A 24,509-nucleotide genomic window follows, 5' to 3' on the forward strand; every position below is an offset into this window, starting at 1 on the left:
CCGCGTGGGCACAAGTGCCCACCCTACGTCAAGCTCATGTCTGCCGGGTAAGCCCTAAAGCATTCCTTTTCCCTTTGTCCACACCGAATTCTCCGGTGCGCGACAGTTTCGAAAAAATATTGCCCGTAAATTGAGCAGTAGTTCAGGTAAAATAGCGGGTTCCCGTCCATTCTTATCCTGTTCCCGCTGTGCAAATCGGCCCTTATACACTGCGCAATAACGTCTTCGTCGCCCCGATGGCCGGCGTGACCGACCGTCCGTTCCGCCAGCTGTGCAAGCAGCTGGGAGCAGGCTATGCCGTGTCCGAGATGGCGGCGTCGAATCCGAGATTGTGGGCCAGCGAAAAGACCAGCCGCCGCACCGATCACGAAGGCGAGATGGAGCCGAAGGCGGTGCAAATCGCCGGCGCCGACCCGCAGGACCTGGCCGATTGCGCCCGCCACAACGTCGAACGCGGCGCCCAGATCATCGACATCAACATGGGCTGCCCCGTCAAAAAGGTCTGCAACAGCTGGTGCGGTTCCGCCTTGCTGCAGCACGAAGACCTGGTCGAGCGCATCCTGCACGCCGTGGTGGACGCCGTGGACGTGCCGGTAACCCTGAAATTCCGTACCGGCTGGGACCGCCAGAACAAGAACGCATTGCGCATCGCCCGCATGGCCGAGCAGGCCGGCATTCAGATGCTGACCCTGCACGGCCGTACGCGCGCCGACGGCTACAAGGGAGATGCGGAATACGACACCATCCGCGCCGTGAAAGCGGCAGTCGGGATTCCGGTAGTCGCGAACGGCGACATCACGACCCCGGAAAAGGCGAAATTTGTGCTCGACTACACGAGTGCGGACGCCGTCATGATCGGCCGCGCGGCCCAGGGCCGTCCCTGGATCTGCCGCGAAATCGACCATTACTTGCGTACTGGCGAGCATCTGCCGGCGCCGCTGGTGGAAGAAGTGCGGGCCCTGATGAACGAACACCTGCCGGCCCATTACGCCTTCTACGGCGACTACATCGGCGTGCGCAGCGCGCGCAAGCACATCGGCTGGTATGTCGAGGACTTGCCGGGCGGCGAGGAATTCCGCCAGCGGATGAACCTGCTGGAGTCGACGGCCGAGCAACTGGCGGCAGTCGATAATTTTTTCGAATCGCAACTTCGTCATGGCGACCGGTTACAATACCGGCCCGCGTTGCCTGTCGTAGATGCAATCGCGGCATAAAAGTAAAAAAACTACAAGAACGATTTGGGGACACTGCCGACACAATCGGCGGAGCAATCACTAACCAGGATGAAGCAGCAGACATGAGCAAAGAGAGTATCCAGGAAGTTGTCCAGAAGAGCCTAGAGGACTATTTCAATGACCTGGGCGAGCAAAAGCCGACGAACATCTACGACATGATGGTCATGACCGTGGAAAAGCCGATCCTCGAAGTGGTGATGACGCGCGCCGACGGCAACCAGTCGCACGCGGCCCAGATGCTGGGCATCAACCGCAATACCTTGCGCAAGAAACTGCAAGAGCACGGACTGCTCTAAGCATTCACCGGCACGCGTGGCCGCGTGGGCGCGGCCAGGAAGGCGCGCCGGAATTCCGACCAGAATTCTCATCAACCAGTGGCCACCCCATGATCAAACAAGCTCTCATTTCCGTCTCCGACAAGACCGGCGTGCTCGACTTTGCGCGCGCCCTGTCTGCGCTCGGCGTGAACATCCTGTCCACCGGCGGCACGGCCAAGTTACTTCAGGAAAACGGCGTACCGGTCACCGAAGTGGCCGACTACACGGGCTTTCCGGAAATGCTCGACGGCCGCGTCAAGACCCTGCACCCGAAAGTGCACGGCGGCATCCTCGCGCGCCGCGATTTTCCTGAGCACGTGTCCAAGCTGCAAGAGCACGGCATTCCGGAAATCGACATGGTCGTGGTCAACCTGTACCCCTTCCAGGCGACCGTCGCCAAGGATGATTGCTCGCTGGAAAACGCGATCGAGAACATCGACATCGGCGGCCCGACCATGCTGCGCTCGGCGGCCAAGAACCACCGCGACGTGGTCGTGATCTGCGACCCGAGCGACTACGGCGTCGTGCTGGCCGAAATGAAAGGGACCGGAGAAGTTGCCGGCGCCGTCAGCTACGACACCAAGTTCCGCCTCGCCAAAAAAGTCTTTTCGCACACCGCCCAATACGACGGCGCCATCACGAACTATTTGACCAGCCTGGGCGAAGACAAGCAGCACGCGACGCGCGCTCAGTATCCGCAGACCATCAATATGGCCTTCGAGAAGGTGCAGGACATGCGCTACGGCGAAAACCCGCACCAGGGCGCCGCCTTCTACCGCGACATCGCCCCTGTCGACGGCGCGCTCGCCAACTACCGCCAGCTGCAGGGCAAGGAACTGTCGTACAACAACATCGCCGACGCCGATGCCGCCTGGGAATGCGTGAAGTCGCTCGGCGGTTTCCAGCATCCGGCCGGCTGCGTGATCGTCAAGCACGCCAATCCATGCGGCGTGGCGATCGGCGCCGATGCCCTGGACGCCTACACCCGTGCCCTGCAGACCGATCCGACTTCGGCCTTTGGCGGCATCATCGCCTTCAACGTCGAAGTCGACGGCCGTGCCGCCGAAGCGCTGGCGAAACTCTTCGTCGAAGTGCTGATCGCACCGTCCTTCACCGCCGAGGCACGCCAGATCATGGCGGCCAAGCAGAACGTTCGCTTGCTGGAAATTTCCTTGGGCAATGGCCAGAACCCGTACGACGTCAAACGCGTGGGCGGCGGCTTGCTGGTGCAGGCGCCGGATGCGAAGAATGTCGGTATCGGCGACCTGCGCGTGGTGTCGAAGAAGCAGCCGACCCAGCAGCAGTTGCAAGACCTGATGTTCGCCTGGCGCGTTGCGAAATTCGTGAAATCGAACGCGATCGTCTTCTGCGGCAACGGCATGACGCTGGGCGTCGGGGCAGGGCAGATGAGCCGTATCGATTCGGCCCGTATCGCGTCGATCAAGGCGCAGAACGCCGGGCTGTCGCTGGCGGGTTCGGCCGTGGCCTCGGACGCCTTCTTCCCGTTCCGCGACGGCCTCGATGTCGTGGTCGATGCGGGTGCGACTTGCGTGATTCATCCAGGCGGCTCGATGCGCGACCAGGAAGTGATCGACGCGGCGGATGAGCGTGGTGTCGTGATGCTGTACACGGGTACCCGCCACTTCCGTCATTGATTCGTAGGGTGGGCAGGTCTCCTGCCCACGCGTTCAACGCACGTGCGTCCAACGGTTGCATAAACATCAGTCACCTGTGTTTTTGCACAGTATTTTTCCCACGAACGTTGCTGGCCGGTATAACATTCGATAATGATTATCCTCGGCATCGACCCAGGCCTGCGCACCACCGGCTTTGGGCTTATTGAAAAACACGGCAGCAAACTGCGCTATATCGCCTCGGGCACCATCAAGACCGGCTTGGAGGGCGCGCTGCCGCCACGCCTGAAGATCATCCTCGATGGCGTGCGCGAAGTCGTCACCACCTATGGCCCGCAATGCGCGGCCATCGAAAAAGTGTTTGTGAACGTCAATCCGCAATCCACGCTGCTGCTCGGCCAGGCCCGTGGCGCAGCCATCAGCGCGCTGGTCGGCTTCGACCTCGACGTGGCGGAATACTCGCCGACCCAGATCAAGCAATCCGTCGTCGGCAGCGGCAAGGCGGCCAAGCCGCAGGTGCAGGACATGGTTGCGCGTCTCTTGAAGCTCCCGGGCCTGCCCGGCAGCGACGCGGCCGATGCCCTCGGCGTCGCGATCTGCCATGCGCACACCTACGACACGCTGGCGCTGCTCAACGTGCTCAGCCCGCAGAAGGCCACGCTGCGCATGAAAAACGGTCGTCTCGTTTAACCAGAAAAAAAGGTCAACCATGATTGGTCGCATTTCCGGAACGCTGCTGGAAAAAAATCCGCCGCAACTGCTGGTGGACTGCCAGGGTGTCGGCTATGAAGTCGACGTGCCGATGAGCACCTTCTATAACCTGCCGCACACCGGCGAGAAGGTGGTGCTGTTCACCCACCTGGCGATCCGCGAGGATGCGCACCTGCTGTTCGGCTTCGGCAGCGCCAGCGAGCGCGCGCTGTTTCGCCAGCTGATCAAGATCACCGGCGTCGGTGCCCGTACCGCGCTGGCGATTTTATCGGGCATGACGGTGGCCGACCTGTCGCAGGCCGTCACGCTGCAGGAAGCAGGGCGCCTCGTGAAAATTCCCGGCATCGGCAAGAAGACCGCCGAGCGCCTGCTGTTGGAACTGAAAGGCAAGATCGGCGCCGACCTCGGCACTGTCGGTGGCGCACCGCGCGACGATACCCAGTCCGACGTGCTCAACGCGCTGCTGGCTTTGGGGTATTCTGACAAGGAAGCGCTGCTGGCGACCAAGAACCTGCCGGCGGGCTCGACCGTGTCCGACGGCATCAAGTTCGCGCTGAAGGCGCTATCCAAAGCCTGAGCGCAGCAACACGAGATCAGATCATGAGCATCCAGACCGACAATTTCACCGAGCAGCGGGTCATCGACGCCGCGCCGGCCTCGCCCAACGAGGAGGCGATCGAGCGCGCCTTGCGCCCGAAGCAGCTCGACGAATACGTCGGCCAGGAAAAGATCCGCGACCAGCTCGAGATCTTCATTTCCGCTGCGCGCAAGCGGCGCGAAGCGCTCGACCACACGCTGCTGTTCGGTCCTCCAGGCCTCGGTAAAACCACGCTGGCCCACATCATCGCGCGCGAGATGGGCGTCAACCTGCGCCAGACTTCCGGTCCGGTCCTGGAGCGCCCGGGCGACCTGGCGGCGATTCTGACCAATCTCGAGCCGAACGACGTCCTGTTCATCGACGAGATCCACCGCCTCTCGCCGGTGGTCGAGGAGATCCTGTACCCGGCGCTCGAGGACTACCAGATCGACATCGTGATCGGCGAAGGCCCGGCCGCGCGTTCCGTAAAACTCGACTTGCAGCCGTTCACGCTGGTCGGCGCCACCACGCGCGCCGGCATGCTGACCAATCCGCTGCGCGACCGCTTCGGCATCGTCGCCCGCCTCGAGTTTTATAACGTCGCCGAGCTGACCAAGATCGTCACCCGCAGCGCGGCACTGCTGGAAGCGCCGATCAAGGAAGACGGCGCGCGCGAAGTGGCCATGCGCGCGCGCGGCACCCCGCGTATCGCCAACCGCCTGCTGCGCCGCGTGCGCGATTACGCGGAAGTGAAGGGCACCGGCGAGATCACGATGGAGATGGCGGACCGCGCCCTCAAAATGCTCGACGTCGACTCGGTCGGCTTCGACGTCATGGACCGCAAGCTGCTGGAAGCGGTGCTGTTCAAATTCGGCGGCGGACCGGTCGGCATCGGCAACCTGGCGGCGGCCATCGGCGAAGCAGCCGACACCATCGAGGACGTGCTCGAACCCTACCTGATCCAGCAGGGCTATCTGCAGCGCACCCCGCGCGGACGCATCGCGACGCCGGCGGCGTATCAGCACTTCGGCGTCGCGGCACCGCGCATCAGCCCCACGGGCGACCTGTGGGACAACCTGCGTTGAGTACCGGATCGATGCAGATCTGGGTCGACGCCGACGCCTGCCCCGCCGTCATCAAGGACATCCTGTACCGGGTTGCCGAGCGCACGCAGATCCAGGTGACGCTGGTGGCGAACCAGCTGCTGCGCGTGCCCGGCTCGAAATTCATCCGCTCGGTGCAGGTGCCGAGCGGCGCCGACGTCGCCGATGCCGAGATCGTCGAACGCCTCGCTCCGGGCGACCTGGTCGTCACCGGCGACATCCCGCTCGCGGCGCTGGTGCTGGAGAAGGGCGGCTTCGCGCTGAACCCGCGCGGCGATTTCTATACGAAGGACACCATCGCCCAGCAGCTCACCATGCGCGCCTTCATGGAAGAACTCAGAAGCGGCGGCGTCGACACCGGCGGCCCGGCCGCCTTCAGCCAGTCCGACCGCCAGCAGTTCGCGAATTCCCTCGACCGCCACCTGGCGCGGCATCGTCCCAAAGCAAGCTAAGCCGCCCATGCCGCCGAGCGTGGCGACATGGAAATTGCTGATCTGCCATGATCCTCCGGACTTTCAAGAGGAGCAGGCGCGTGTGGTGGCAACAAAGCTGGATGACGATACAGCAGGAATTTTCCGATCTGGGCGACGTCGATTCGATCACCCGGCTGGTGGTGCGCATGCTGGTTGCGATCGTGCTGGGCGGCATCCTCGGCTATGAACGCGAATCGGTCGGCGCCTCGGCCGGCCTGCGCACCCACATGCTGGTCTCGCTCGGCTCGGCCCTGTTCGTGCTCATTCCCCTGCAGGCGGGCATGCCGATCGAAGACCTGTCGCGCGTGCTGCAGGGCGTCACGGCCGGCATCGGCTTCCTCGGCGCCGGCGCCATCCTCAAGCAGAGCAACCGCAACGATATCCGCGGCCTCACCACGGCTGCCAGCGTCTGGCTGACCGCCGCCATCGGCATTGCCGCCGGCATGGGACGGGAAGCGACGGCCGTGCTGAGTGCGCTGTTCGCGCTCATCATTCTGGCCATCCTGCGCCGCTCGCCCAAGGAGTGATCTGCCGTTCGGAACGCTTGCAGTTTCGTGCCAGCAAGCGCGCGCCACGTCCGTCCTCGTTTGCTAGGATGCCGCTGATAAGGTCGATCCAGCGAGGCGCGCATGGCAGGGAGCGGCAACTCGGATCCGCGGGCGAACGCCTATCTGGCGGCGCGTGTGGACGATGCCTTGAAGATGTTGAAAACGGATGGCATGTCGCCTGCGCTGGAGTTCATGCAGCTGGTCGGGGTGCCGCGTACGGTTGCGCTGCGCGTGCTGTGCTCGCCGGCTCAGCAGCGGTCGCGCGACCGCCGCAAAAGTCCACGTTAACAACCCCCTTGGTACCCCTTAGCCGCCGCGCTGGCCGGCCCGCGCCGCCAGGATCGCACCGAGGCGCGCGGTATCGACCGGCTTGACCATGTGGTGATCGAACCCGGCCGCGAGCGCAGTCCTGCGGTCGTGTTCCTGCCCATAGCCTGTGATCGCCACGAGCAGGGCCCTGGCCGTCTCCGGCTGGGCGCGCAGGCGCCGCGCCAGTTCGTTGCCGTCCATTTCGGGCAGGCCGATGTCGAGCAGGCAGACGTCCGGCCGTTCGCGCCGGGCGCGCGCCAGGGCGCTCGTGGGCGAGTATTCGACCAGCGCCGTGTGGCCCAGCGCCTCGAGCAGCATGGCCAGCGTGGCCGCGGCGTCGACATTGTCGTCCACCACCATGATGCGCAGCGGCGCGCAGGCGTCGTCAGTGGCCGCATTCGGGGGCGCGGCGTCGGCCTGCTCGACCGTTTCCTCCCGGCGCGGCAGCCAGATCGTGAAGCGGCTGCCTTTGCCCCGACCGTCGCTGGCCGCGCTGACGCTGCCGCGGTGCAGTTCGACCAGGCTTTTCACCAGCGCCAGGCCCAGGCCCAGTCCGCCCGACGAACGGTCCGGCGTGCGCTCGGCCTGGGAAAACAGGTCGAACACATGCGGCACCAGGGCGGCGTCCATGCCGATGCCGTTGTCGGCGACGCCCACCACGATCTCGCCGTCGGCGATGCCCATGTCGAGGCGCAGCCTGCCGCCTTCGGGCGTGTACTTGGCCGCATTGTTCAGGATATTCGCGAGCACCTGCACCAGGCGCTTCTCGTCGCCCGTGACCATGAAGGTGTCCGGCGCCAGCTGCAGCGACAGTTCATGGCGGCGCGACTGCAACAGCGGCGTCACCTGTTCCACCGCGTGGGACACCACCTGGCGCATGTCGACCGGCACGGCGTCGAGCGTCACCAGCCCGGTCGTCACGCGCGAGACGTCGAGCAGGTCGTTCACCAAGCCCGTCATGTGCTCGACCTGGCGCGCGATGATGCGGCTGGTGTCGCGCACGCGCACCTCGTCGAGTTTCACCAGTTGCAGCAGCTGGGCCGCCGCGCCGATCGGCGCCAGCGGATTGCGCAGTTCGTGCGCCAGCATGGCCAGGAATTCGTCCTTGCGGCGCGCGCTTTCCTGCAGCTGCTTCTCGCTGCGTTTGCGTTCGCTGATATCGCGGAAGAACACGGCCAGTTCGTCGCGCAGGGCGGGCACGGCGCGGATCTCGATCCAGGCCTGGGAACCGGAGGGGAATACATGGTGGTGTTCGACGCTGGCGGCCGTGCGCTCGCGCTGCACTTGCCGGTACAGCGACTCGACCTCGGTGCCGACCAGTTCCGGGAAGGCCTTCCAGTGGCTTTGGCCGATCAGTGCACCCGCCGGGCGGCGGCTGATGTGCGCGGCGGCGGTGTTCACATGGCGCAGCGTCCAGTCGGCGTCGAGCAGGGCGAAGCCTTCTTTCATGCTGTCGAAGATGCGGCGGCTGCGGTCGCGTTCCTCGCGCAGCTCGGCCTGGGCCCGGGCCGCTTCGACCGCCGACCAGGTGCGCTCGGCCATCGCGCGCACCAGCTGCAGCTCGCGTTCCTGCCACCGATGCACGCCGGCGTCATGGATGACCAGGATCGCCTCCAGCTTGCGCGCGCGCACCAGGGGCGTGATCAGGTCGGCGCGCACGCCGATGCGTGCATAGGCCTCGGTATGGGCGGCCGTGCGCGGATCGAGCGCGATGTCCTCGTTGGCGACGATGACGCCGGCGCGCAGCTGCGCGATCATGTCCGGACCGTAGTCGTCCAGTACCTCCGTCTGGCCGGCGAGGCTGGCGAAGCCCGGCGCGGTCCAGTTCTGGCGGATGAACAGGGTGCCGCGCTCGTCGTCGACTTCGGCATAAAAGACGCGCGAGGCGCCGAGTTCGCGTCCCAGCAGCTCGCTGGCGGCCGCGATGATCGCTTCCGGGCTCTCCAGGGGCAGCAACGCGTTCGCCAGCCGCAGCTGCAGCGACTGGCTGCGCTCGTTCTCTTCCAGCTGCCCGACCGTCGCGGCCAGCTCGGCGTTGAGCGCTTCGAGCTGCAGCCTGCTGCGCACCTGGTCGGTGACGTCGCTGCCCTCGATGAAGATGCCGCCGACCTGGCCGCTCGCGTCCTTGATCGGCTGGTACACGAAGTTGGCGTAGCGCTCGATGGGCGGGCCGCCGTCCGGGGGCTGGATCTCGAACCGGTCTTCGCGCGCCACGTAGGCTTCGCCGCTGGCATATACCTGGTCGAGCAGGACGATATAGCCCTGTTCGACGGCTTCCGGCAGCGCTTCGGCCACTGTCAGGCCAAGCACGGAGCGGCCGCCGACCAGCTTCACATAGCCTGGATTGGCCAGCTCGAAGCGGTGCTCGGGGCCGCGCAGCATGGCCATGAAGGTCGGCGCCTGTTCGAACATCTGCGCCAGCTGGTCGCGCTGGTTCGCCAGCTCGCGCGCGGCCCGCACCTGGCGCGTGGTTTCGGAACACACCACCAGCACGCCGCCGACGCCGTTCGGCGCGGTATCGTCGTCGATCGGGCTGTAGCTGTAGGTCCAGTAGACTTCCTCGACGCGGCCGTGGCGGGTGATCGGGATCAGGTGGTCGACGTTCCAGGTCGCGCCCTTGCCCGATTGCGCCTGCTCGATCTGCGGCCCGATGACGGGCCAGATCTCTTCCCACACGGCGCGCCCAGGCTGGCCGAGGGCGACCGGGTGGCGTTCCGGCCCGATCGAGGCGCTGTAGGCGTCGTTGTAGAGGCAGGCGCGGTCAAGGCCCCAGAAGATGAACATCGGGTGGCCGGTGTTGAGCATCAGGCGCACCGTCGTGCGCAGCGCCTGCGGCCAGCCTTCGGGCGGGCCGAGCGAGGTGGCGGACCAGTCGTGGGCGCGCATCAGCGCGCCCATCTCTCCGCCGCCGGCAAGGAAATTCAAGGAGACGGGTCTCGGGTCGGCTCTCTGGTTCACGTCGTCTCGTTTACTGTAGCGTTGCTGGATCGTGCGGACCAGCCGAAGCATATACCAAGCCTGTGCGCGGGAATAGTCATCCTGCATGCAACCATGCCTGAAATAAAAAGGCGCTGTTCGCGTTAAATGTGGAATTTTCTTGAACGGCTGAGGTCCAAATGAGACTTCACCTGAGAGGAGGTTCGCATGCAGGCACGCAAGTTCGAGCACTTCCTGAAGAACCTGGCGGCGCTGACCCGGCGCCAGCGCGAGCGGCTGCTCGGCCTGCTGCTGCCAACGGTCAAGCTCGATCGGACGGTGGACGTCATCGAGCAGGCGGCAGCACCGCAACTTGCCTGCCCCGATTGCGGCTCGAATCGCTTCCACAAGCACGGTCGCGCCAACGGCCTTCAACGCTTTCGTTGCCGCGCTTGTGGCCGCACCTGCAACGCGCTCACCGGCACGCCGCTGGCGCGCCTGCGCCACAAAGGGCGCTGGCTCGATTACCTGGGCGGCATGCTCGACTCGCACAGCATCCGGCGCAGCGCTGCGCAGCTCGGCGTTGCCGGCGCCACCAGCTTTCGCTGGCGCCACCGTTTCCTCGCGCTCACTCAAAACGACCGGCCCCAGCGCCTGGCCGGGATCGCCGAGGCCGACGAGATGTATGTGCTCGAATCACACAAAGGGTCCCGCTCGCTCGATCGGCCTCCACGCAAGCGCGGCGGCAAAGCGACAAAACGCGGTATTTCAAAGGAACAGATGTGCATCCTGGTCGCACGCGACCGGACCGGCCAGACGCTCGACTGGGTCCCCGGGAAGGGGCCGGTGACGCGGGCGCAATTGCACCAACATTTGAAAGTGCGCCTGGAGCCGGACGTGTTGCTGGTGACGGACGCGCATGCGGCGTACCGGCATTTCGCGCGCGAAGCCGGTATCACCCACCAAACGGTGAACTTGCAGGCGGGAATCCGGGTGCGCGGCGCGATCCACGTCCAGAACGTGAACGCCTATCACAGCCGCCTGCGCGGTTGGCTGCAGCCGTTTCACGGGGTCGCCAGCCGTTACCTCGGCAACTATCTCGGCTGGCGCTGGGCGCTCGACGGCGCTCGCGTCAAGACGCCGGAGGCCTTGCTGCGAGCGGCCATCGGCATATTCCACACTTAACGCGAACAGCGCCAATAAAAAAGCGGCCACGCGGGCCGCTTGATGGGAAAGCAAAATCCTTTTACTGCTCGCGCTGCCAGACCTGGGAGCGGCCGAACATCGGCGCGCCGATATAGCCGCGCACTTCCAGCTTCTGGCCGCCGTCGCGCAGGGTCGCCTTGCTCTTGTAGACCTTGCCCTTGGCCGGGTCGAGGATCTCGCCGCCGGTGTATTCGTTGCCGTCCTTTTTCAGGCCCGACACGATCGTCATGCCGATCAGCGGCTGGTCCTTGCGCGAATCCTTGCACTCGCTGCATTTCGGGTTCTGGTCTTCGTTCGGTCCGCGGAACAGCTTCTCGATCTTGCCCTGCAGGGCGCCGTTTTCCTCGGTGATGCGCACCAGGGCTTTCGGTTTGCCGCTCTCGTCGTCGATGGTCTTCCACAGGCCGACCGGCGAGGTGTTCTGTGCCCAGGCGGAGGCGGTGAGCAGCATGGTGGCCAGCAGGCCGGCTTTGATGAGAGGTCGCATCGTGGGGTCTCCGTTGTTGTGTTCAGGGAGTGTAGCAAACTGCGCACGCACCCTGTCGATAAAAACGTTGCGGAATGTTTCAGGCGGCGGGCAGCTCGTGGCCGACCATCAGGCGGTGGCCGTCGACGGTGCGCAGGCCGAACTCGCGCATGTCCCAGGGCTCGTCTCTGATCTCCTTGGTGATCTCGGCGCCGGCCGCCACCGCGCGCGCGTATTCGGCATCGGCATCCTCGACCACCAGATAGCCGAAGTACGAGTGGAACCCGGTGTCGGCGGGCGGCATGGCGTCGCGGCATTCGCCGGCCATGATGCGGCAGCCGTCGCGCACGAACATGCGCCAGCCCGGGTCGCCCATGTCGTGGGTCGCAAAGCCGAGGGCGTCGCGGTAGAAGGCGGCCGAGCGCTCGAGGTCGTGGACAGCCAGCACGTACATGTGGTCGCGGATCATCGGGTCTCTCCAACGTGTAGGGTCAAAAAAAACGCGGCCACCGGGGCCGCGTTCCTCACTGTGCGGGTCAGCCCGCGGCCAGTTTTCCGAGCTGCTCCTGCATCTTGACCAGCGTCGCCGAGAAGTTCGCCAGGCGTTCCTTCTCCTGCGCCACCACGGCGGCCGGCGCGCGTGCGACAAAGCTCTCGCTCGACAGCTTGCCGTTGGCCTTGCCGATCTCGCCCTCGAGACGTGCGATCTCTTTCGACAGGCGCTCGCGCTCGGCGGCGACGTCGATCTCGACTTTGAGCATCAGCTTGGTCGTGCCGACGATCGACACCGCGGCCGGCGATTCCGGCAGCGCGTCGACGATCTGCACTTCGGCGAGCTTGCCGAGCGACTGGATGAAGGGCGCAAAGCCGGCCATGTTGGCGCGGTCCTGTTCGGTGCCCGGCTCCACGATCAGCGGCACGCGCACCGACGGCGACAGCTTCATTTCGCCGCGCAGGTTGCGGGTCGCGTTGGTCAAGTCCTTCAGCTGCGCCATCCAGCTTTCCGCACCTTCGTCGATCAGCGCTTCGTTGGCGATCGGGTAGGGCTGCAGCATGATCGAATCGCCGGTCTTGCCGGCCAGCGGCGCGATCGCCTGCCACAGCGCTTCGGTCACGAACGGGATGACCGGATGCGCCAGGCGCAGGATCACTTCCAGCACGCGCAGCAGGGTGTGACGGGTGGCGCGCTGCTGCGCCTCGGTGCCTTGCTGGACCGTGACCTTGGCCACTTCCAGGTACCAGTCGCAGTACTCGTCCCAGACGAATTTGTAGATGGCGCTGGCGATGTTGTCGAAGCGGTAGTCGGCGAAACCCTTGGCCACTTCCAGCTCGACGCGGTTCATCAGCGAGATGATCCAGCGGTCGGCCGGCGACAGGTCGGCCGGGTCGGGCGCGCCGCAGTCCTTGCCTTCCGTGTTCATCATCACGAAGCGGGTCGCGTTCCACAGCTTGTTGCAGAAGTTGCGATAGCCCTCGGCGCGGCCCAGGTCGAAGTTGATGTTGCGGCCAAGGGAGGCGTAGCTCGCCATCGTGAAACGCACGGCGTCGGTGCCGAAGGCCGGGATCCCGGTGGGGAACTCCTTGCGCGTGGCCTTCGCGATCTTCTCGGCGGCGCGCGGGTCCATCAGGCCGGCGGTGCGCTTGGCCACCAGCGACTCGATGTCGATGCCGTCGATCAGGTCGATCGGGTCGAGCGTATTGCCCTTCGACTTCGACATCTTCTGGCCCTGCGAGTCGCGCACCAGGCCGTGCACGTAGACGGTCTCGAACGGCACTTTATTCGTGAAGTGCGCGGTCATCATGACCATGCGCGCGACCCAGAAGAAGATGATGTCGAAGCCGGTCACCAGCACCGAAGAGGGCAGGAACATTTTCATGGCCGGCGTCTCTTCCGGCCAGCCCATGGTCGAAAACGGCACCAGGGCCGAGGAGAACCAGGTGTCGAGCACGTCTTCGTCGCGGCGCAGTTCACCCGTGATGCCTTGTGCGGCGGCTTTGGCCCTGGCTTCCTCTTCGTCGCGGGCGACGATGATGTTCCCGGCTTCGTCGAACCAGGCCGGAATGCGGTGGCCCCACCACAGCTGGCGCGAGATGCACCAGTCCTGGATGTTGCCCAGCCACTGGTTGTAGGTCGTGCTCCAGTTCTCCGGCACGAACTTGATCTCGCCGTTGGCGACCTTTTCCAGGGCCACTTCGGTGATCGATTTGCCTGGATTGAAAGTGCCTTCCGGCGCCGGCTTGGTCATCGCGACGAACCACTGGTCGGTCAGCATCGGCTCGATGACGACGCCGGTACGGTCGCCGCGCGGGACCATCAGTTTATGGGGCTTGATCTGTTCGAGGAAGCCTTGCGCCTCCAGGTCGGCTACGATCTGCTTGCGCGCAGCGAAACGGTCCAGGCCCTGGTATTGGGCGGGGGCGTTCTCGTTGATCTTCGCGTCGAGCGTCATGATCGTGATCGGCGCCAGGCCCGCGCGCTGGCCCACGGCGTAGTCGTTGAAATCGTGGGCCGGCGTGATCTTCACGCAGCCGGTGCCGAATTCCTTGTCGACGTAGCTGTCGGCGATGATCGGGATTTCGCGGTCGGTCAGCGGCAGTTTCAGCATCCTGCCGTGCAAATGCGTGTAGCGCTCGTCGGTCGGGTCGACCGCCACGGCGACGTCGCCGAGCATCGTTTCAGGGCGGGTGGTAGCCACCGTCAGCGTGCCGGAGCCGTCCGCCAGCGGGTACTGGATGTACCACATCGAGCCGTCTTCCTCGACCGAATCGACTTCCAGGTCGGAGACAGCCGTGCCCAGCACCGGGTCCCAGTTCACCAGGCGCTTGCCGCGGTAGATCAGGCCCTGCTCGTACAGGCGCACAAACACTTCGGAGACCGTCTTGGAGCGCGTCTCGTCCATCGTGAAGTATTCGCGGTCCCAGTCGGGCGAGGTGCCGAGGCGGCGCATCTGGCCGGTGATCGTGTTGCCGGACTGCTCCTTCCACTCCCAGACCTTCTTGATGAATTCGTCGCGGCCGAGGTCGTGGCGCGAGATTTTTTGCGCATCGAGCTGGCGCTCGACCACGATCTGGGTCGCGATGCCGGCGTGGTCGGTGCCCGGGATCCAGGCGGTGTTATAGCCGCGCATGCGGTAGTAGCGCGTCAGGCCATCCATCACGGTCTGGTTGAACGCATGGCCCATGTGCAGCGTGCCCGTCACGTTCGGCGGCGGCAGCTGGATGCTGAACGATGGTTTGTCGGCGTCGAGGGTGGCGGCGAAGTACCCGCGCTCTTCCCACTCCTTGCGCCAATATTGTTCAATGTCGGCTGGCTCGAAAGACTTGGCTAATTCCATGATGTGATGGCGTTTGAATGTGCGAAAAGGACCATTATAGAGGAGGAGGGCGGGGATGCGTTCGGGCATGGCGATCCAATTTGCCGTTGCAGCGGGGAGACAAAACCCGGGTTAACGCTGCTTCGCTATTTATTGCCGTGCGGCAAAAATATATAATCCCGGTATTCTTCCTACTCACACCGAATACCATGGACAACACATTGATGAACGATGGCGTGCTCGAAGCGCTCGCCTTCAAACTCGGCAACGAGGAATACGGCATCAAGATCCTGAAAGTGCAGGAAATCCGCGGCTACGAATCGGTCACCCGCATCGCCAGCGCACCGGAACACGTCAAGGGCGTGGTCAACCTGCGCGGCACCATCGTGCCGATCGTCGACATGCGCATCAAGTTCAAGCTCGGCGAGCCGACCTACAACCAGTTCACCGTCGTGATCATCCTGAACATCCAGGACCGCGTGGTGGGCATGGTGGTCGATTCGGTCTCCGACGTGATCTCGCTGACCGCCGACCAGATCAAGCCTGCCCCCGACCTGGGCGGCGCCCTGACCACCGATTACCTGGTGGGCCTGGGCACGGTCGACGAGCGGATGATCATCCTGGTCGACATCGACCGCCTGATGTCGTCCGAGGAAATGGGCGTCATCGAGAGCATCGCCGCGTAAGCACTGGCCTGCCGCCATCCGGACCCGCCCATGTGGCGGGTTTTTTCTTGTCCCTGCTTCCGGCTCCCGCGCGGCGTGCGATCGACCGGCGTGCTTGTGCCTACAATACGGCCATCGACCGTCCACCAAGAGAAACCGATGCGCCTGCTCCGCTTCATCGTCCATACCCGCCGCCACCCGTCCGCCATCCTGCTGCTGGCCCAGCTGCTCGGCATGCTCCTGTATCCCTTCCTCGAGCAGACCCGGTACGGGCATGTGGCCTTCAACGCCTTCGGCATCCTGATATTGACCTTCACCATCCGCATGGTGCATCGCACGCCGGGACCGACCTGGATCAGCGTGGCGATGGCGGTGCCGATCATCGCGCTGCTGTCGGCGCAGATGATGTTCGGGATGCCGCACCTGGTCGCGTGGTCGTCGGGCCTGGAAGCGCTCTTCTATTTCTATGCCGCCGGCAGCCTGATCGCCTACATGCTGGAAGACCGCCGCGTAACCACCGACGAGCTGTATGCCGCCGGCGCGACCTTCACCCTGCTGGGCTGGGGTTTCACGCACCTGTACCTGGGGGTGCAGGCGCTGGCGCCGCACTCGTACGGCGCCGCGGTCAACCCCGAGCTGCCGCGTACCTGGACCGAACTGAATTACCTGAGCTTCGCGCTGCTGTCCTCCACCGGCATCGGCGACGTCATCCCGCTCACTGTGCACGCGCGCGCACTGGCCAGCATCGAGATGTTCGTCGGGCTGATCTACCTGGCGGCGGTGGTCGCGCGCCTGATCGGCCTGACGATGCAGCCGACCAAGTAGGGGGAGCCCGTCGGGCGCAGCGGTACATAAAAAAAGGACGCCGAAGCGTCCTTTTCGTTGTCCAGCTGACGCCGGCAGATTACTTGCCGCAGCCCAGCGATGCGATACGGTCGTAGGCAGCTTTCGCCTGCACCAGGCCATAGCCGTACTTCGTGTCGCGGCCGGCGGTGCCCAGGTCGAGCGCGCTGTTGTCCAGCGAGGTACGGATCTGGGAACCGGTACAGGTCGGGAAGTAGCTCCACACCAGTGCGGCGACGGCCGACACGTGCGGGGTTGCCATCGAGGTGCCGTCGAAGTAAGCGTAGTTCGATGCCTTCACGCCCACGGTCGCGCTCTGGCCCAGCTGGGCCTTCATCGCCGCGCCTTCGGTGTCGGACGCGCCGACCGAAGGAATGTTGGTCACGGTGGTGCCCAGCGTGCCTGCCAGAGGACCGGCCACGTTGTTGTACACGACTGCGCCGACGCCGCCGCTGTTCTGGCAGTTGGTGACCTTGGTCGCGAAGTCGACCGTGCCGCGCTGGATCAGGCAGACCTTGCCCGACACGGCAGTGTTGACGGTGTCGCCGATGCCGAAGTCGGCCAGCGGAGCGGTCGCGGTCGTGACCGGCGAGCCTTCCATCGCGGTGGGTGCGTAGGTGGTCGTGCCGACGCTCAGGACTGGATCCTGGCCGACGCCCATTGGGACAGTCGACAGGACGCTGACGCCAGGACCGGCGATCTCGACTTTGCTGTTGTACTGCGAGAAGGTGGCCCAGTTCTTGTTCTCGTCAAGGGCGGCGACCATCATCACGCTGGCGTAACCGGCCGGATAGCTGACGACGGTGTTACCGTCGTTGCCGGCGGCAGCGATGCTCAGCACGCCCTTGGTCTGCAGGCTGTCGAAGGCTTTCTGTTCGGTCATGCTGGCGCGGCCGCCGCCCAGCGACATCGTGATGATGTTGGCGTTCGCCGCGCCGCACTTGTTGGCGGCGCTGGCCAGGGTCGACGAATAGGTCCAGGCACCGTTCGCGCCGAACACCTTGACGATGTGCAGCTTGAGCTTCTTGTTCGGGTTCACGCCGACCACGCCGACGCCGCTGTTGTTGACGCCTGCGATGGTGCCGAACACGTGGGTGCCGTGGTGGGTCTCGTCGGTGTTCCACCAGCCGGTGCCGGAATCGTATTCGCCGGTCACGTTGGCGCCGTTGTCCTTCAGGTCTTCATGGGTGAAATCGACGCCGGAGTCGATGATGCAGACCTTGCGGTTGCCGGCGTTGGTGTCCGGCAGCTGGTCGGCCTGCACCAGCTTGATGCCGTATGGGACCAGCTGGCCGGTTGCGTACGGGGTACCGGTCGACGGGGTGGTCAGCGCGAACGGCTTGCGGATGACGTCTTCCTCGACGTATTCGACGTTCGGGTTGTTTTCCAGGCCCGCCAGGGCGGTGCGTGGCACTTCGATGGCCATGGCATTCATGCCGAAGATTTCGTGCTTGACCGAGCCTTTGGCCGCGGCGACAACGCCTTTGATGGCCGCTTTCGCGCCTGGTTTGAATGCAACGATGACGCGGGTGGTGTCCGGTGCCGCCGCCATGGCGGAACTGCACAGGATGCTGGCCGCAGCAGCGGTCAGGCACAGGCTAAGGATCTTGTTTGAAGCACGATTGGATCGTTGAATCATTTTTACTTCTCCGTATGAAAGCCTATCGAAATGCCGCGATTCTTTGCTCGCGTGCATGTTTTTTATAAGACGTCGTGTACCGCTTGTGACGGCCGAGCAAGTGTAGGCAGGAAAAGTATGTATAGGCAAATGACAAATCAACCGTGCTCGTCTGTGTTGCAATGTTGCACACCTGCACGATTGAAAACAGTATGCATCGTTAAAACAGTGCTATATTTTTGTCCCCTACATTTGTGCAAATGCAGCATTTTTGCCCGGTACGGCAGGCTGCGGCAGGGTTGTTCCCCGCTTGGTATCATGGCGAACCCGCGGTGGTGCACCGCGTCCATTCATCTTACGTACAGGAATATCCATGAAAACCAAGGCAGCGATTGCATGGAAGGCGGGTCAGCCGCTGACGATCGAGGAAGTCGAACTCGAAGGCCCGAAGGCCGGCGAGGTCCTGGTCGAAGTCAAGGCCACCGGCATTTGCCACACCGATTACTACACGCTCTCGGGCGCCGACCCGGAAGGGCTGTTCCCCGCCATCCTCGGCCATGAAGGCGCGGGTGTCGTCGTCGACGTCGGACCGGGCGTCACCAGCCTCAGGAAGGACGACCACGTCATTCCGCTCTACACGCCGGAATGCCGCCAGTGCAAATTCTGCCTGTCGCAAAAAACGAACCTGTGCCAGGCGATCCGCTCCACGCAAGGCCGCGGCCTGATGCCTGACGCGACTTCCCGTTTCTCGCTCGACGGCAAGCCGATCTTCCACTACATGGGCACCTCGACCTTCTCGAACTACATCGTGGTTCCGGAAATCGCGCTGGCCAAGGTGCGCAACGACGCGCCCTTCGACAAGATCTGCTACATCGGCTGCGGCGTGACCACCGGCATCGGCGCCGTGATCTTCACCGCCAAGGTGGAAGCGGGCGCCAACGTCGTCGTGTTCGGCCTGGGCGGCATCGGCCTGAACGTGATCCAGGCGGCGAAGATGGTGGGCGCGGATAAGATCATCGGCGTCGACATCAACCCGGCGCGCCAGGAAATGGCACGCAAGTTCGGCATGACCCATTTCGTCAATCCGACCCAGGTCGAGAACGTGGTGGACACGATTGTCCAGATCACCGACGGCGGCGCCGATTACTCCTTCGAGTGCATCGGCAACGTCAAGACCATGCGCCAGGCGCTCGAGTGCTGCCACAAGGGCTGGGGCCAGTCGATCATCATCGGCGTGGCCGAAGCGGGTGCCGAGATCTCGACCCGTCCGTTCCAGCTGGTGACGGGCCGCGAATGGAAGGGCTCCGCTTTCGGCGGCGCGCGCGGCCGCACCGACGTGCCGAAGATCGTCGACTGGTACATGGAAAACAAGATCAACATCGACGACCTGATCACCCACCACCTGCCGCTCGAGCGCATCAACGAAGGGTTTGACCTGATGAAGTCGGGCGAGTCGATCCGCTCCGTGGTCGTGTATTAAGTCTGGTATTTTGTCGCCTGTTCCGCGAAAGCGACGGTTCGTCGCATGAAGCGGGCAGGCGGCTTTCGGTTCTCCTACAGTGGCTCCATCGTCAATCGACTTGTGGAGACCACCATGCAAGCACGCTTTCCTTTCGCCTCCTCCCGTATCAGGCACGCCCTCCTGCTGAGCGCCGCCGCTGCCGCCTGCGCCGCGCCCCTGCTGGCCGTGCACGCCGCGCCGCCATCCGATGGGCTCAAGGCGGTGCACGCCATGCACCGCAGCGAAGGCGGCGAGCCCTACGCCCTGGTGCGTGCCGGCTCGCGCCTGAACATGACCGGCGATAACGTCGACGGTGCCGACATCGAGGGCATCAAGCGCAGCGTGCAGGGCGAATTCTTCTGGTTCCGCAAGGACGGCAAGGAATACATCGTGCAGGACGCCGCCACGCTCGCACGCGTGCGCCAGGCCTGGGCGCCGATGGAAAAAACCGGCGCCGAGATGGAAAAGCAGGGCAAGGAAATGGGCCGCCGCGGCGAAGCCATGGGCGCCTACGGCACCAGGATGGCGCTGGCCGCCGCCACCTTCAACCAGGCGAAAATGGAAGCCCTCGGCAAGCAGATGGAAGAGGCCGGCAAGCCGATGGAGGCGCTCGGCAAGAAAATGGAGGTGCTGGGCGAGCAGATGGAAGCCCAGCAGAAGGAGGCGGACCGGGCGACGCGCGGGATCATCGGCGAGGCGCTCGCGAACGGCGTGGCGCGTCCGGCGCCGAAGCGCAGTTAAACACCCCGTACGTTACACCACCGCCACCGAATAAATCCACCAGCGGACGTGTTTACTTCCCCTGCGCCGGCACGAACTCCTCCATCACCGCCTTGCGCAGCAGCTTCGGCGGCACCAGCCCCTGGGCCAGCACGAAGTCGTTGAACTTCTGGCGGTCGAACTTGCCGCGCAGCGCCACCTCGGCCGCCTGGCGCGTCTCCATCAATCGCTGGTAGCCGTAGAAATAGGAGGTCGCCTGGCCCGGCGCGCGGAAGGTGTAGCGCTGCATCTCCTGGGTCGCCATGCCCTCGGACAGGCCGACGTCGCGCATCAGGAAGGTTTTGACGCCGTCCGGGGTGATCTCGCCCAGGTTGACCATCGGGTCGAGGAAGGCGCGGGCCGCACGCATGGCGCGCGCCTGCAGCGCGAACAGCTGGCCGTCGAGCGGCTCGTAGGGCTGCATTTCCGCTTCCGCATACAGCGCCCAGCCTTCGACGTTGACGCTGTTGAAGGCGAAGACGGCGCGTGCGGTCGACACGCCGGTCTCGATCATCTTCGCGAACTGCAGTTCGTGGCCGGGACGCGCCTCGTGCGCCGTGATCGACCAGGTGCCCGACTGGTGGGTGAAATCGTCGAACACCAGGCGCTTGCCGCTGGCGTCCGGCGGCATGCCGGTGGTGAGCACGAATTCGCCATACTCTCCGGTGTTGCCGATCAGGCGCGGAGGGCTCATGTGCGGGGCCGGTTGCGCCGCGTTCTCCGCCATCGAGGCCAGGCGGATCACGGCCTTGCGCGCCGGGAGCGTGACGATGTGCTGCTCGCGCACCGCCGACTCGATCGCGGCCAGGCGCTCGGCGTAGAGCGGCATCACCGCATCGAGCGGGATCTGCTGCTTTTTCAGCTCATTCATCACGACGCGGTAATCGGCATCCTTGAAGCCGCGTTCCTTCGCGATCAGGTTCGCCGTGATCTGCATCTGGTTGCGGATTTCCGCGAACGAGGTCAGGGCCTTCGAGATCATTTCCTGCGGCCCGATGTCGACGCCGAAGTTCTTCAGGTTGTCGGCATACACTTCCGGCGGCAGGCGGTGGTCAGCCCGCGCGCGCGGCAGCATCTCCGTTTTCAGGCGCGCGTTGTAGGCGCTCAGCTGTTTTTCGAGCGTGTCGAAGCGGCTCTCCCAGCCTTTCAGCTCGCTTTTCGCGAGCAGCTCGCGCATTCCCTTCAACAGGGTCGGGCCGTCGTTCAAGGCCTGTTCGATTTCGCCTTTATACGGACCGAGCAGATTCTTGTTCGCCTTCAGGCGTTCCTGCAGGCGCTCGTGCGCCAGTTCCGTCACCGGCCGATAGCCCTTGGCCAGGCCCGCGTATTTATCCAGCCGCACCAGCAGCGACTGCTGGCGCGCCTGCGGGATGCGCGGGTCGAGCGTGGCGCGCACGACGCCGAAGATCATGCCGGTGAGATCGTCGAAGGGCATGAAGTATTTGCGCTGCAGCGCATTGGTCTTGATGTTGTCCTGGGCCTTGTCGATCAGGATCTGCAAGTCCTGCTTCACCTTCGAGTCGGTCTCGCTGCGCATGCGCTTCTGCAGTTCGGCGATCGCCGCGCGCAAATCCCGGTTGGTGGCCTCGAACTGGTCGCGCGACATGTCCGTGATCTGCTCGTCATAGCCGTCCACGCCCAGGTTGCTGGCGCCTTCGGGCGAATACTTCGCCATCACGTTCAGCAGCACCCTGGCGTTGTCGTTGCTTTTCGTGACCCAGGCCGGTTCGGCGGCGAGGGCGGGCATGGTCAGCGCCGCGGCCAGCAGCGTGGCGAGGACGGTCTTGGCCAGGGAACGGGGAGTCGGCATTGCATTCCTTTGTAGTCGTTGACGAAACAGGGCTCCATTGATTCTACCCTGCGGCCTGAAACAAGCCGTTACCAAATCCTTCGCGCCGGAAAGAATTTCGCTTATGCCTGCATGCGACAATTGCAGTCAACCAAACTCTGCAATGCGACGCCGCCTCCATGCCTGCCACACACCGTTCCGACCTTCCCCGCCTGCCGGCCAAATCCGCCATCGCGCTCGGCGCGCTGCTCGCCTGCGTGTCGGCAGTGGCGCAGCAGGCGCCTGCGCCTGTGTCCGCTTCCACGCCCGAGCAGGCCCAGTCCGCGCCCGAGGCAGCGGCGACGGTCTCGGTGACCACCAAGCGCAACGCGAACCGCATCGACCGCCAGGTCTACGATGTGAAGGCCGATCCGGCCAGCTCGAACGATACCGTGGCCGATACCCTGAACAAGGTGCCCTCGGTGGCGGTCGACCCGGACGGCAACGTGACGTTGCGCGGAAAGAGCAATGTGCAGATCTATGTCGACGGCAAGCCCTCGGCCATGATGCAGGGCGATAACCGGGCCGCGGCGATCAACGCCTTGCCGGCGGCCGACCTGGAATCGGTCGAGGTCATCAATAATCCCGGCGCCCAGTTCGGCAACGAGGGCGGCGGCGGACCGATCCTGAACCTGGTGATGCGGCGCGAACGGACGCCCGGCGGTTTCGCCTCGGTGAACGCGAACCTCGGCACCGAGGGTCGTGCCAACCTCAGCAGTTTCGGCAGCTATACGACCGGACGCATGAGCGCCCAGGGCGGGGTGTATGGCCGCCGCGACAAGCGCGAGTCGACCGGCGACACGGTGCGCGAACGCATCGATCCGGCCACCGGCGCCGTGGCGCGCAGTACCCAGGCCTCGAACAGCGATACCGCCAACGACACCGTCGGCATGAATGCGTCGCTGAGCTACAACCTGGGCGAGAAGGATGTCGTCGCGGCGACCGTCATGGCCTCCGGTACCGACAGCGATACCGTTTCGAGCGAACGCTTCCACAGCACCAATGCCGCCGGCCTGGTCGACAGCGACTACCTGCGCCAGGCCACCCGCGACGGCCGCAGCCGCAACTACAGCCTGTCGACCCGCCTCGACCACAAGGGCGACTCGCAAGGCGAACTGTTTAAAATGGACCTGCGCCTGTCCGGCGCGAAGACCGAGGGCGACCTGCGCAACGCCAGCGACTACACGGTGCGTCCCGTCAATGCCCAGGCCGCGCGCACGCGTCAGGACAACGAGACCAGCAACCGCATCGCCGACTTCACGGGCGACTACGAGCTGCCGGGCGAACACGGCATCGTCAAACTCGGCTATAAACTGGCGCGCACCAGCAGCGTGTTCGACAACGCCTACCTCGACATCGACGCCGCGACGCTAGCCGAACGCCTCAACACCGGCCGCAGCAACCGCTTCGAGCTCGACGAGACGACCGCGGCCCTGTACGCCTCGTATCAATGGCGCATCAACAAGGACTGGGGCGTGCTCGGCGGCCTGCGCGCCGAGTACACCGATGTCGACATGTTCCAGGCGACGACGAATATCCGTGCCGGCAACCATTACCTGGACGCGATCCCGAGCGCCTTCGTCACCTATGGCTGGTCCGACGACACCACGCTGCGCCTGAGCTACGCGCACCGCATTCGCCGTCCGGGCGCGGGCGACCTGAATCCCTTCGTCGTGTACCGCGACGAGTACAACGTTTCCTCCGGCAATCCGGCGCTGCAGCCGAGCGACTCCGATTCGCTCGAGTTCGGCATCGAGACCAAGCTCGGCAAAGTGGATACGAACCTGCGCCTGTACGCGCGGCGCGATACCGACCTGATTTCCGAACGCCGCTTCTTCCTGGCCGACAATGTCCTGCTGACGACCAAGGAAAACGCCGGCAGCAGCAATTCGGGCGGCCTCGAATTTACGTTCGGCGGCAAGCTCACGGACAAGCTGAGCGTCAACGCCAGCGGCAACCTCGGCTATGCCGAACAAAGCGTGCTGGGCAGTGCCAGCGGCGACAAGCGCAGCGCGACCACCTTGAGCGGACGCGCCCGTTTCGGCTATCAATACGACCGCAACAACCATTTCCAGTTGATGCTCAACGCCCAGGGCAAGACCCTGCTCGGCGAGGGTTACCGCCAGCCGGTCCGCACGGCCGATTTCAATTACCGCCACAACCTGAGCCCGGCGCTCTCCCTGGTGCTCAACGTAAACGACCTGTTCGATTCCCAGAAGATGGAATCGATCACCGAGACCGACCGCCTGCGCGAACACAGCATCCGCCGCTTCAATGGCCGGACGTATTTCGTCGGCCTGTCCTACCGCTTCGGCAGTTTCGGCGGCAACGGCCAGCGCCCGATGCGTGGCGGCGGCGGGCCGGGCATGCATGGGGCCGGCGGCGGAGGCGGCGGAGGCGGCGGAGGCGGCCCAGGCCATTGATGGGCCGGAGCGGGGCGCCACCGAAGGCGCCCCTGTGCCAGACTGGGGTTTTGAACCACCAGA

The 24,509-nt window shown here is 64.6% G+C and carries 21 protein-coding genes; 15 read left to right on the forward strand and 6 right to left on the reverse strand.

Annotation, left to right across the window (positions count from 1 at the left end):
- The first annotated feature begins 188 nt into the window (after positions 1-188).
- The 9 genes from dusB to ACI48I_RS09445 all read left to right on the forward strand — a co-directional run bounded on the left by dusB (position 189) and on the right by ACI48I_RS09445 (position 6,886).
- A complete protein-coding gene (gene dusB / locus ACI48I_RS09405) occupies positions 189-1,214 on the forward strand; it encodes a tRNA dihydrouridine synthase DusB (RefSeq protein ID WP_193687153.1) in 1,026 nt (341 codons plus the stop codon).
- Positions 1,215-1,297: 83 nt separating this feature from the next.
- Entirely contained in the window at positions 1,298-1,531 is a 234-nt protein-coding gene (locus tag ACI48I_RS09410; protein WP_056338842.1) for a helix-turn-helix domain-containing protein, read from the forward strand.
- Positions 1,532-1,620: 89 nt separating this feature from the next.
- Complete coding sequence (gene purH / locus ACI48I_RS09415) at positions 1,621-3,207, forward strand: bifunctional phosphoribosylaminoimidazolecarboxamide formyltransferase/IMP cyclohydrolase (protein WP_498574013.1); 1,587 nt, start codon at positions 1,621-1,623, stop codon at positions 3,205-3,207.
- Between the two features lie 132 nt (positions 3,208-3,339).
- The gene (gene ruvC / locus ACI48I_RS09420; RefSeq protein WP_193687151.1) at positions 3,340-3,876 is read left to right on the forward strand and encodes a crossover junction endodeoxyribonuclease RuvC; all 537 of its coding nucleotides are present in this window, start codon (positions 3,340-3,342) and stop codon (positions 3,874-3,876) included.
- A gap of 19 nt (positions 3,877-3,895) precedes the next feature.
- A complete protein-coding gene (ruvA, locus tag ACI48I_RS09425; RefSeq protein ID WP_193687150.1) occupies positions 3,896-4,474 on the forward strand; it encodes a Holliday junction branch migration protein RuvA in 579 nt (192 codons plus the stop codon).
- 23 nt (positions 4,475-4,497) lie between these two features.
- On the forward strand, positions 4,498-5,559 hold the full coding sequence (ruvB, locus tag ACI48I_RS09430; RefSeq protein ID WP_193687149.1) for a Holliday junction branch migration DNA helicase RuvB: 1,062 nt from the start codon (positions 4,498-4,500) through the stop codon (positions 5,557-5,559).
- 11 nt (positions 5,560-5,570) lie between these two features.
- Positions 5,571-6,029 (forward strand): YaiI/YqxD family protein, encoded by a 459-nt coding sequence (locus ACI48I_RS09435; RefSeq protein ID WP_193688830.1) that lies wholly within the window; start codon positions 5,571-5,573, stop codon positions 6,027-6,029.
- A 47-nt stretch (positions 6,030-6,076) separates the two neighbouring features.
- Positions 6,077-6,577 (forward strand): MgtC/SapB family protein, encoded by a 501-nt coding sequence (locus ACI48I_RS09440; protein WP_307727319.1) that lies wholly within the window; start codon positions 6,077-6,079, stop codon positions 6,575-6,577.
- Between the two features lie 102 nt (positions 6,578-6,679).
- Positions 6,680-6,886 carry a hypothetical protein gene (locus ACI48I_RS09445; RefSeq protein ID WP_193687148.1) on the forward strand — a complete coding sequence of 69 codons (207 nt, stop codon included), beginning with the start codon at positions 6,680-6,682 and terminating at the stop codon, positions 6,884-6,886.
- Positions 6,887-6,904: 18 nt separating this feature from the next.
- On the opposite strand, the gene ACI48I_RS09450 is transcribed toward ACI48I_RS09445, so the two are convergent.
- Positions 6,905-9,865, reverse strand: coding sequence for a hybrid sensor histidine kinase/response regulator (locus ACI48I_RS09450; RefSeq protein WP_498574014.1), 2,961 nt, complete (start codon positions 9,863-9,865; stop codon positions 6,905-6,907).
- Between the two features lie 186 nt (positions 9,866-10,051).
- On the opposite strand from ACI48I_RS09450, the gene ACI48I_RS09455 reads away from it, so the two are divergent.
- The gene (locus tag ACI48I_RS09455; RefSeq protein WP_498574015.1) at positions 10,052-11,008 is read left to right on the forward strand and encodes an IS1595 family transposase; all 957 of its coding nucleotides are present in this window, start codon (positions 10,052-10,054) and stop codon (positions 11,006-11,008) included.
- 61 nt (positions 11,009-11,069) lie between these two features.
- On the opposite strand, the gene ACI48I_RS09460 is transcribed toward ACI48I_RS09455, so the two are convergent.
- From ACI48I_RS09460 to ACI48I_RS09470, 3 genes are all read right to left on the reverse strand, one after another.
- Complete coding sequence (locus ACI48I_RS09460; RefSeq protein WP_498574016.1) at positions 11,070-11,516, reverse strand: DUF2147 domain-containing protein; 447 nt, start codon at positions 11,514-11,516, stop codon at positions 11,070-11,072.
- 79 nt (positions 11,517-11,595) lie between these two features.
- Positions 11,596-11,964: a VOC family protein gene (locus ACI48I_RS09465; protein ID WP_498574017.1), complete on the reverse strand. Its 369-nt coding sequence runs from the start codon at positions 11,962-11,964 to the stop codon at positions 11,596-11,598.
- Between the two features lie 67 nt (positions 11,965-12,031).
- Positions 12,032-14,830, reverse strand: a complete 2,799-nt coding sequence (locus ACI48I_RS09470) for a valine--tRNA ligase (RefSeq protein ID WP_498574018.1) — start codon at positions 14,828-14,830, stop codon at positions 12,032-12,034.
- Between the two features lie 188 nt (positions 14,831-15,018).
- Between ACI48I_RS09470 and ACI48I_RS09475 the strand changes: the two genes are divergently transcribed.
- Both ACI48I_RS09475 and ACI48I_RS09480 read left to right on the forward strand, forming a co-directional pair.
- Positions 15,019-15,495 (forward strand): chemotaxis protein CheW, encoded by a 477-nt coding sequence (locus tag ACI48I_RS09475; RefSeq protein ID WP_193687142.1) that lies wholly within the window; start codon positions 15,019-15,021, stop codon positions 15,493-15,495.
- Positions 15,496-15,633: 138 nt separating this feature from the next.
- Positions 15,634-16,299, forward strand: a complete 666-nt coding sequence (locus ACI48I_RS09480) for an ion channel (RefSeq protein ID WP_193687141.1) — start codon at positions 15,634-15,636, stop codon at positions 16,297-16,299.
- 79 nt (positions 16,300-16,378) lie between these two features.
- Here ACI48I_RS09480 and ACI48I_RS09485 read toward each other — a convergent pair whose 3' ends face one another.
- Entirely contained in the window at positions 16,379-17,956 is a 1,578-nt protein-coding gene (locus ACI48I_RS09485; protein WP_498574019.1) for a S8 family serine peptidase, read from the reverse strand.
- Positions 17,957-18,308: 352 nt separating this feature from the next.
- On the opposite strand from ACI48I_RS09485, the gene ACI48I_RS09490 reads away from it, so the two are divergent.
- Entirely contained in the window at positions 18,309-19,415 is a 1,107-nt protein-coding gene (locus ACI48I_RS09490; protein WP_193687139.1) for an S-(hydroxymethyl)glutathione dehydrogenase/class III alcohol dehydrogenase, read from the forward strand.
- A gap of 114 nt (positions 19,416-19,529) precedes the next feature.
- On the forward strand, positions 19,530-20,177 hold the full coding sequence (locus ACI48I_RS09495) for a YggN family protein (protein WP_498574020.1): 648 nt from the start codon (positions 19,530-19,532) through the stop codon (positions 20,175-20,177).
- A 52-nt stretch (positions 20,178-20,229) separates the two neighbouring features.
- Here ACI48I_RS09495 and ACI48I_RS09500 read toward each other — a convergent pair whose 3' ends face one another.
- On the reverse strand, positions 20,230-22,005 hold the full coding sequence (locus ACI48I_RS09500) for a DUF885 domain-containing protein (RefSeq protein ID WP_498574021.1): 1,776 nt from the start codon (positions 22,003-22,005) through the stop codon (positions 20,230-20,232).
- 158 nt (positions 22,006-22,163) lie between these two features.
- On the opposite strand from ACI48I_RS09500, the gene ACI48I_RS09505 reads away from it, so the two are divergent.
- Complete coding sequence (locus tag ACI48I_RS09505) at positions 22,164-24,446, forward strand: TonB-dependent receptor domain-containing protein (RefSeq protein ID WP_498574022.1); 2,283 nt, start codon at positions 22,164-22,166, stop codon at positions 24,444-24,446.
- Positions 24,447-24,509: the final 63 nt, after the last annotated feature.

The sequence above is a fragment of the Massilia sp. LXY-5 genome (assembly GCF_059801075.1).

What these genes read in the sequence shown, in the direction of transcription:
- ACI48I_RS09490 (WP_193687139.1), top strand. Translation starts at nt 18,309, where the DNA reads ATGAAAACCAAGGCAGCGATTGCATGGAAGGCGGGTCAGCCGCTGACG.
- ruvB (WP_193687149.1), top strand. Translation starts at nt 4,498, where the DNA reads ATGAGCATCCAGACCGACAATTTCACCGAGCAGCGGGTCATCGACGCC.
- ACI48I_RS09480 (WP_193687141.1), top strand. Translation starts at nt 15,634, where the DNA reads ATGCGCCTGCTCCGCTTCATCGTCCATACCCGCCGCCACCCGTCCGCC.
- ACI48I_RS09470 (WP_498574018.1), bottom strand. Translation starts at nt 14,830, where the DNA reads ATGGAATTAGCCAAGTCTTTCGAGCCAGCCGACATTGAACAATATTGG.
- purH (WP_498574013.1), top strand. Translation starts at nt 1,621, where the DNA reads ATGATCAAACAAGCTCTCATTTCCGTCTCCGACAAGACCGGCGTGCTC.
- ACI48I_RS09475 (WP_193687142.1), top strand. Translation starts at nt 15,019, where the DNA reads ATGGACAACACATTGATGAACGATGGCGTGCTCGAAGCGCTCGCCTTC.
- ACI48I_RS09445 (WP_193687148.1), top strand. Translation starts at nt 6,680, where the DNA reads ATGGCAGGGAGCGGCAACTCGGATCCGCGGGCGAACGCCTATCTGGCG.
- ACI48I_RS09455 (WP_498574015.1), top strand. Translation starts at nt 10,052, where the DNA reads ATGCAGGCACGCAAGTTCGAGCACTTCCTGAAGAACCTGGCGGCGCTG.
- ACI48I_RS09460 (WP_498574016.1), bottom strand. Translation starts at nt 11,516, where the DNA reads ATGCGACCTCTCATCAAAGCCGGCCTGCTGGCCACCATGCTGCTCACC.
- ACI48I_RS09500 (WP_498574021.1), bottom strand. Translation starts at nt 22,005, where the DNA reads ATGCCGACTCCCCGTTCCCTGGCCAAGACCGTCCTCGCCACGCTGCTG.
- ACI48I_RS09465 (WP_498574017.1), bottom strand. Translation starts at nt 11,964, where the DNA reads ATGATCCGCGACCACATGTACGTGCTGGCTGTCCACGACCTCGAGCGC.
- ACI48I_RS09505 (WP_498574022.1), top strand. Translation starts at nt 22,164, where the DNA reads ATGCCTGCCACACACCGTTCCGACCTTCCCCGCCTGCCGGCCAAATCC.
- ACI48I_RS09435 (WP_193688830.1), top strand. Translation starts at nt 5,571, where the DNA reads ATGCAGATCTGGGTCGACGCCGACGCCTGCCCCGCCGTCATCAAGGAC.
- ruvC (WP_193687151.1), top strand. Translation starts at nt 3,340, where the DNA reads ATGATTATCCTCGGCATCGACCCAGGCCTGCGCACCACCGGCTTTGGG.
- ACI48I_RS09485 (WP_498574019.1), bottom strand. Translation starts at nt 17,956, where the DNA reads ATGATTCAACGATCCAATCGTGCTTCAAACAAGATCCTTAGCCTGTGC.
- ACI48I_RS09440 (WP_307727319.1), top strand. Translation starts at nt 6,077, where the DNA reads ATGATCCTCCGGACTTTCAAGAGGAGCAGGCGCGTGTGGTGGCAACAA.
- ACI48I_RS09495 (WP_498574020.1), top strand. Translation starts at nt 19,530, where the DNA reads ATGCAAGCACGCTTTCCTTTCGCCTCCTCCCGTATCAGGCACGCCCTC.
- ACI48I_RS09410 (WP_056338842.1), top strand. Translation starts at nt 1,298, where the DNA reads ATGAGCAAAGAGAGTATCCAGGAAGTTGTCCAGAAGAGCCTAGAGGAC.
- ruvA (WP_193687150.1), top strand. Translation starts at nt 3,896, where the DNA reads ATGATTGGTCGCATTTCCGGAACGCTGCTGGAAAAAAATCCGCCGCAA.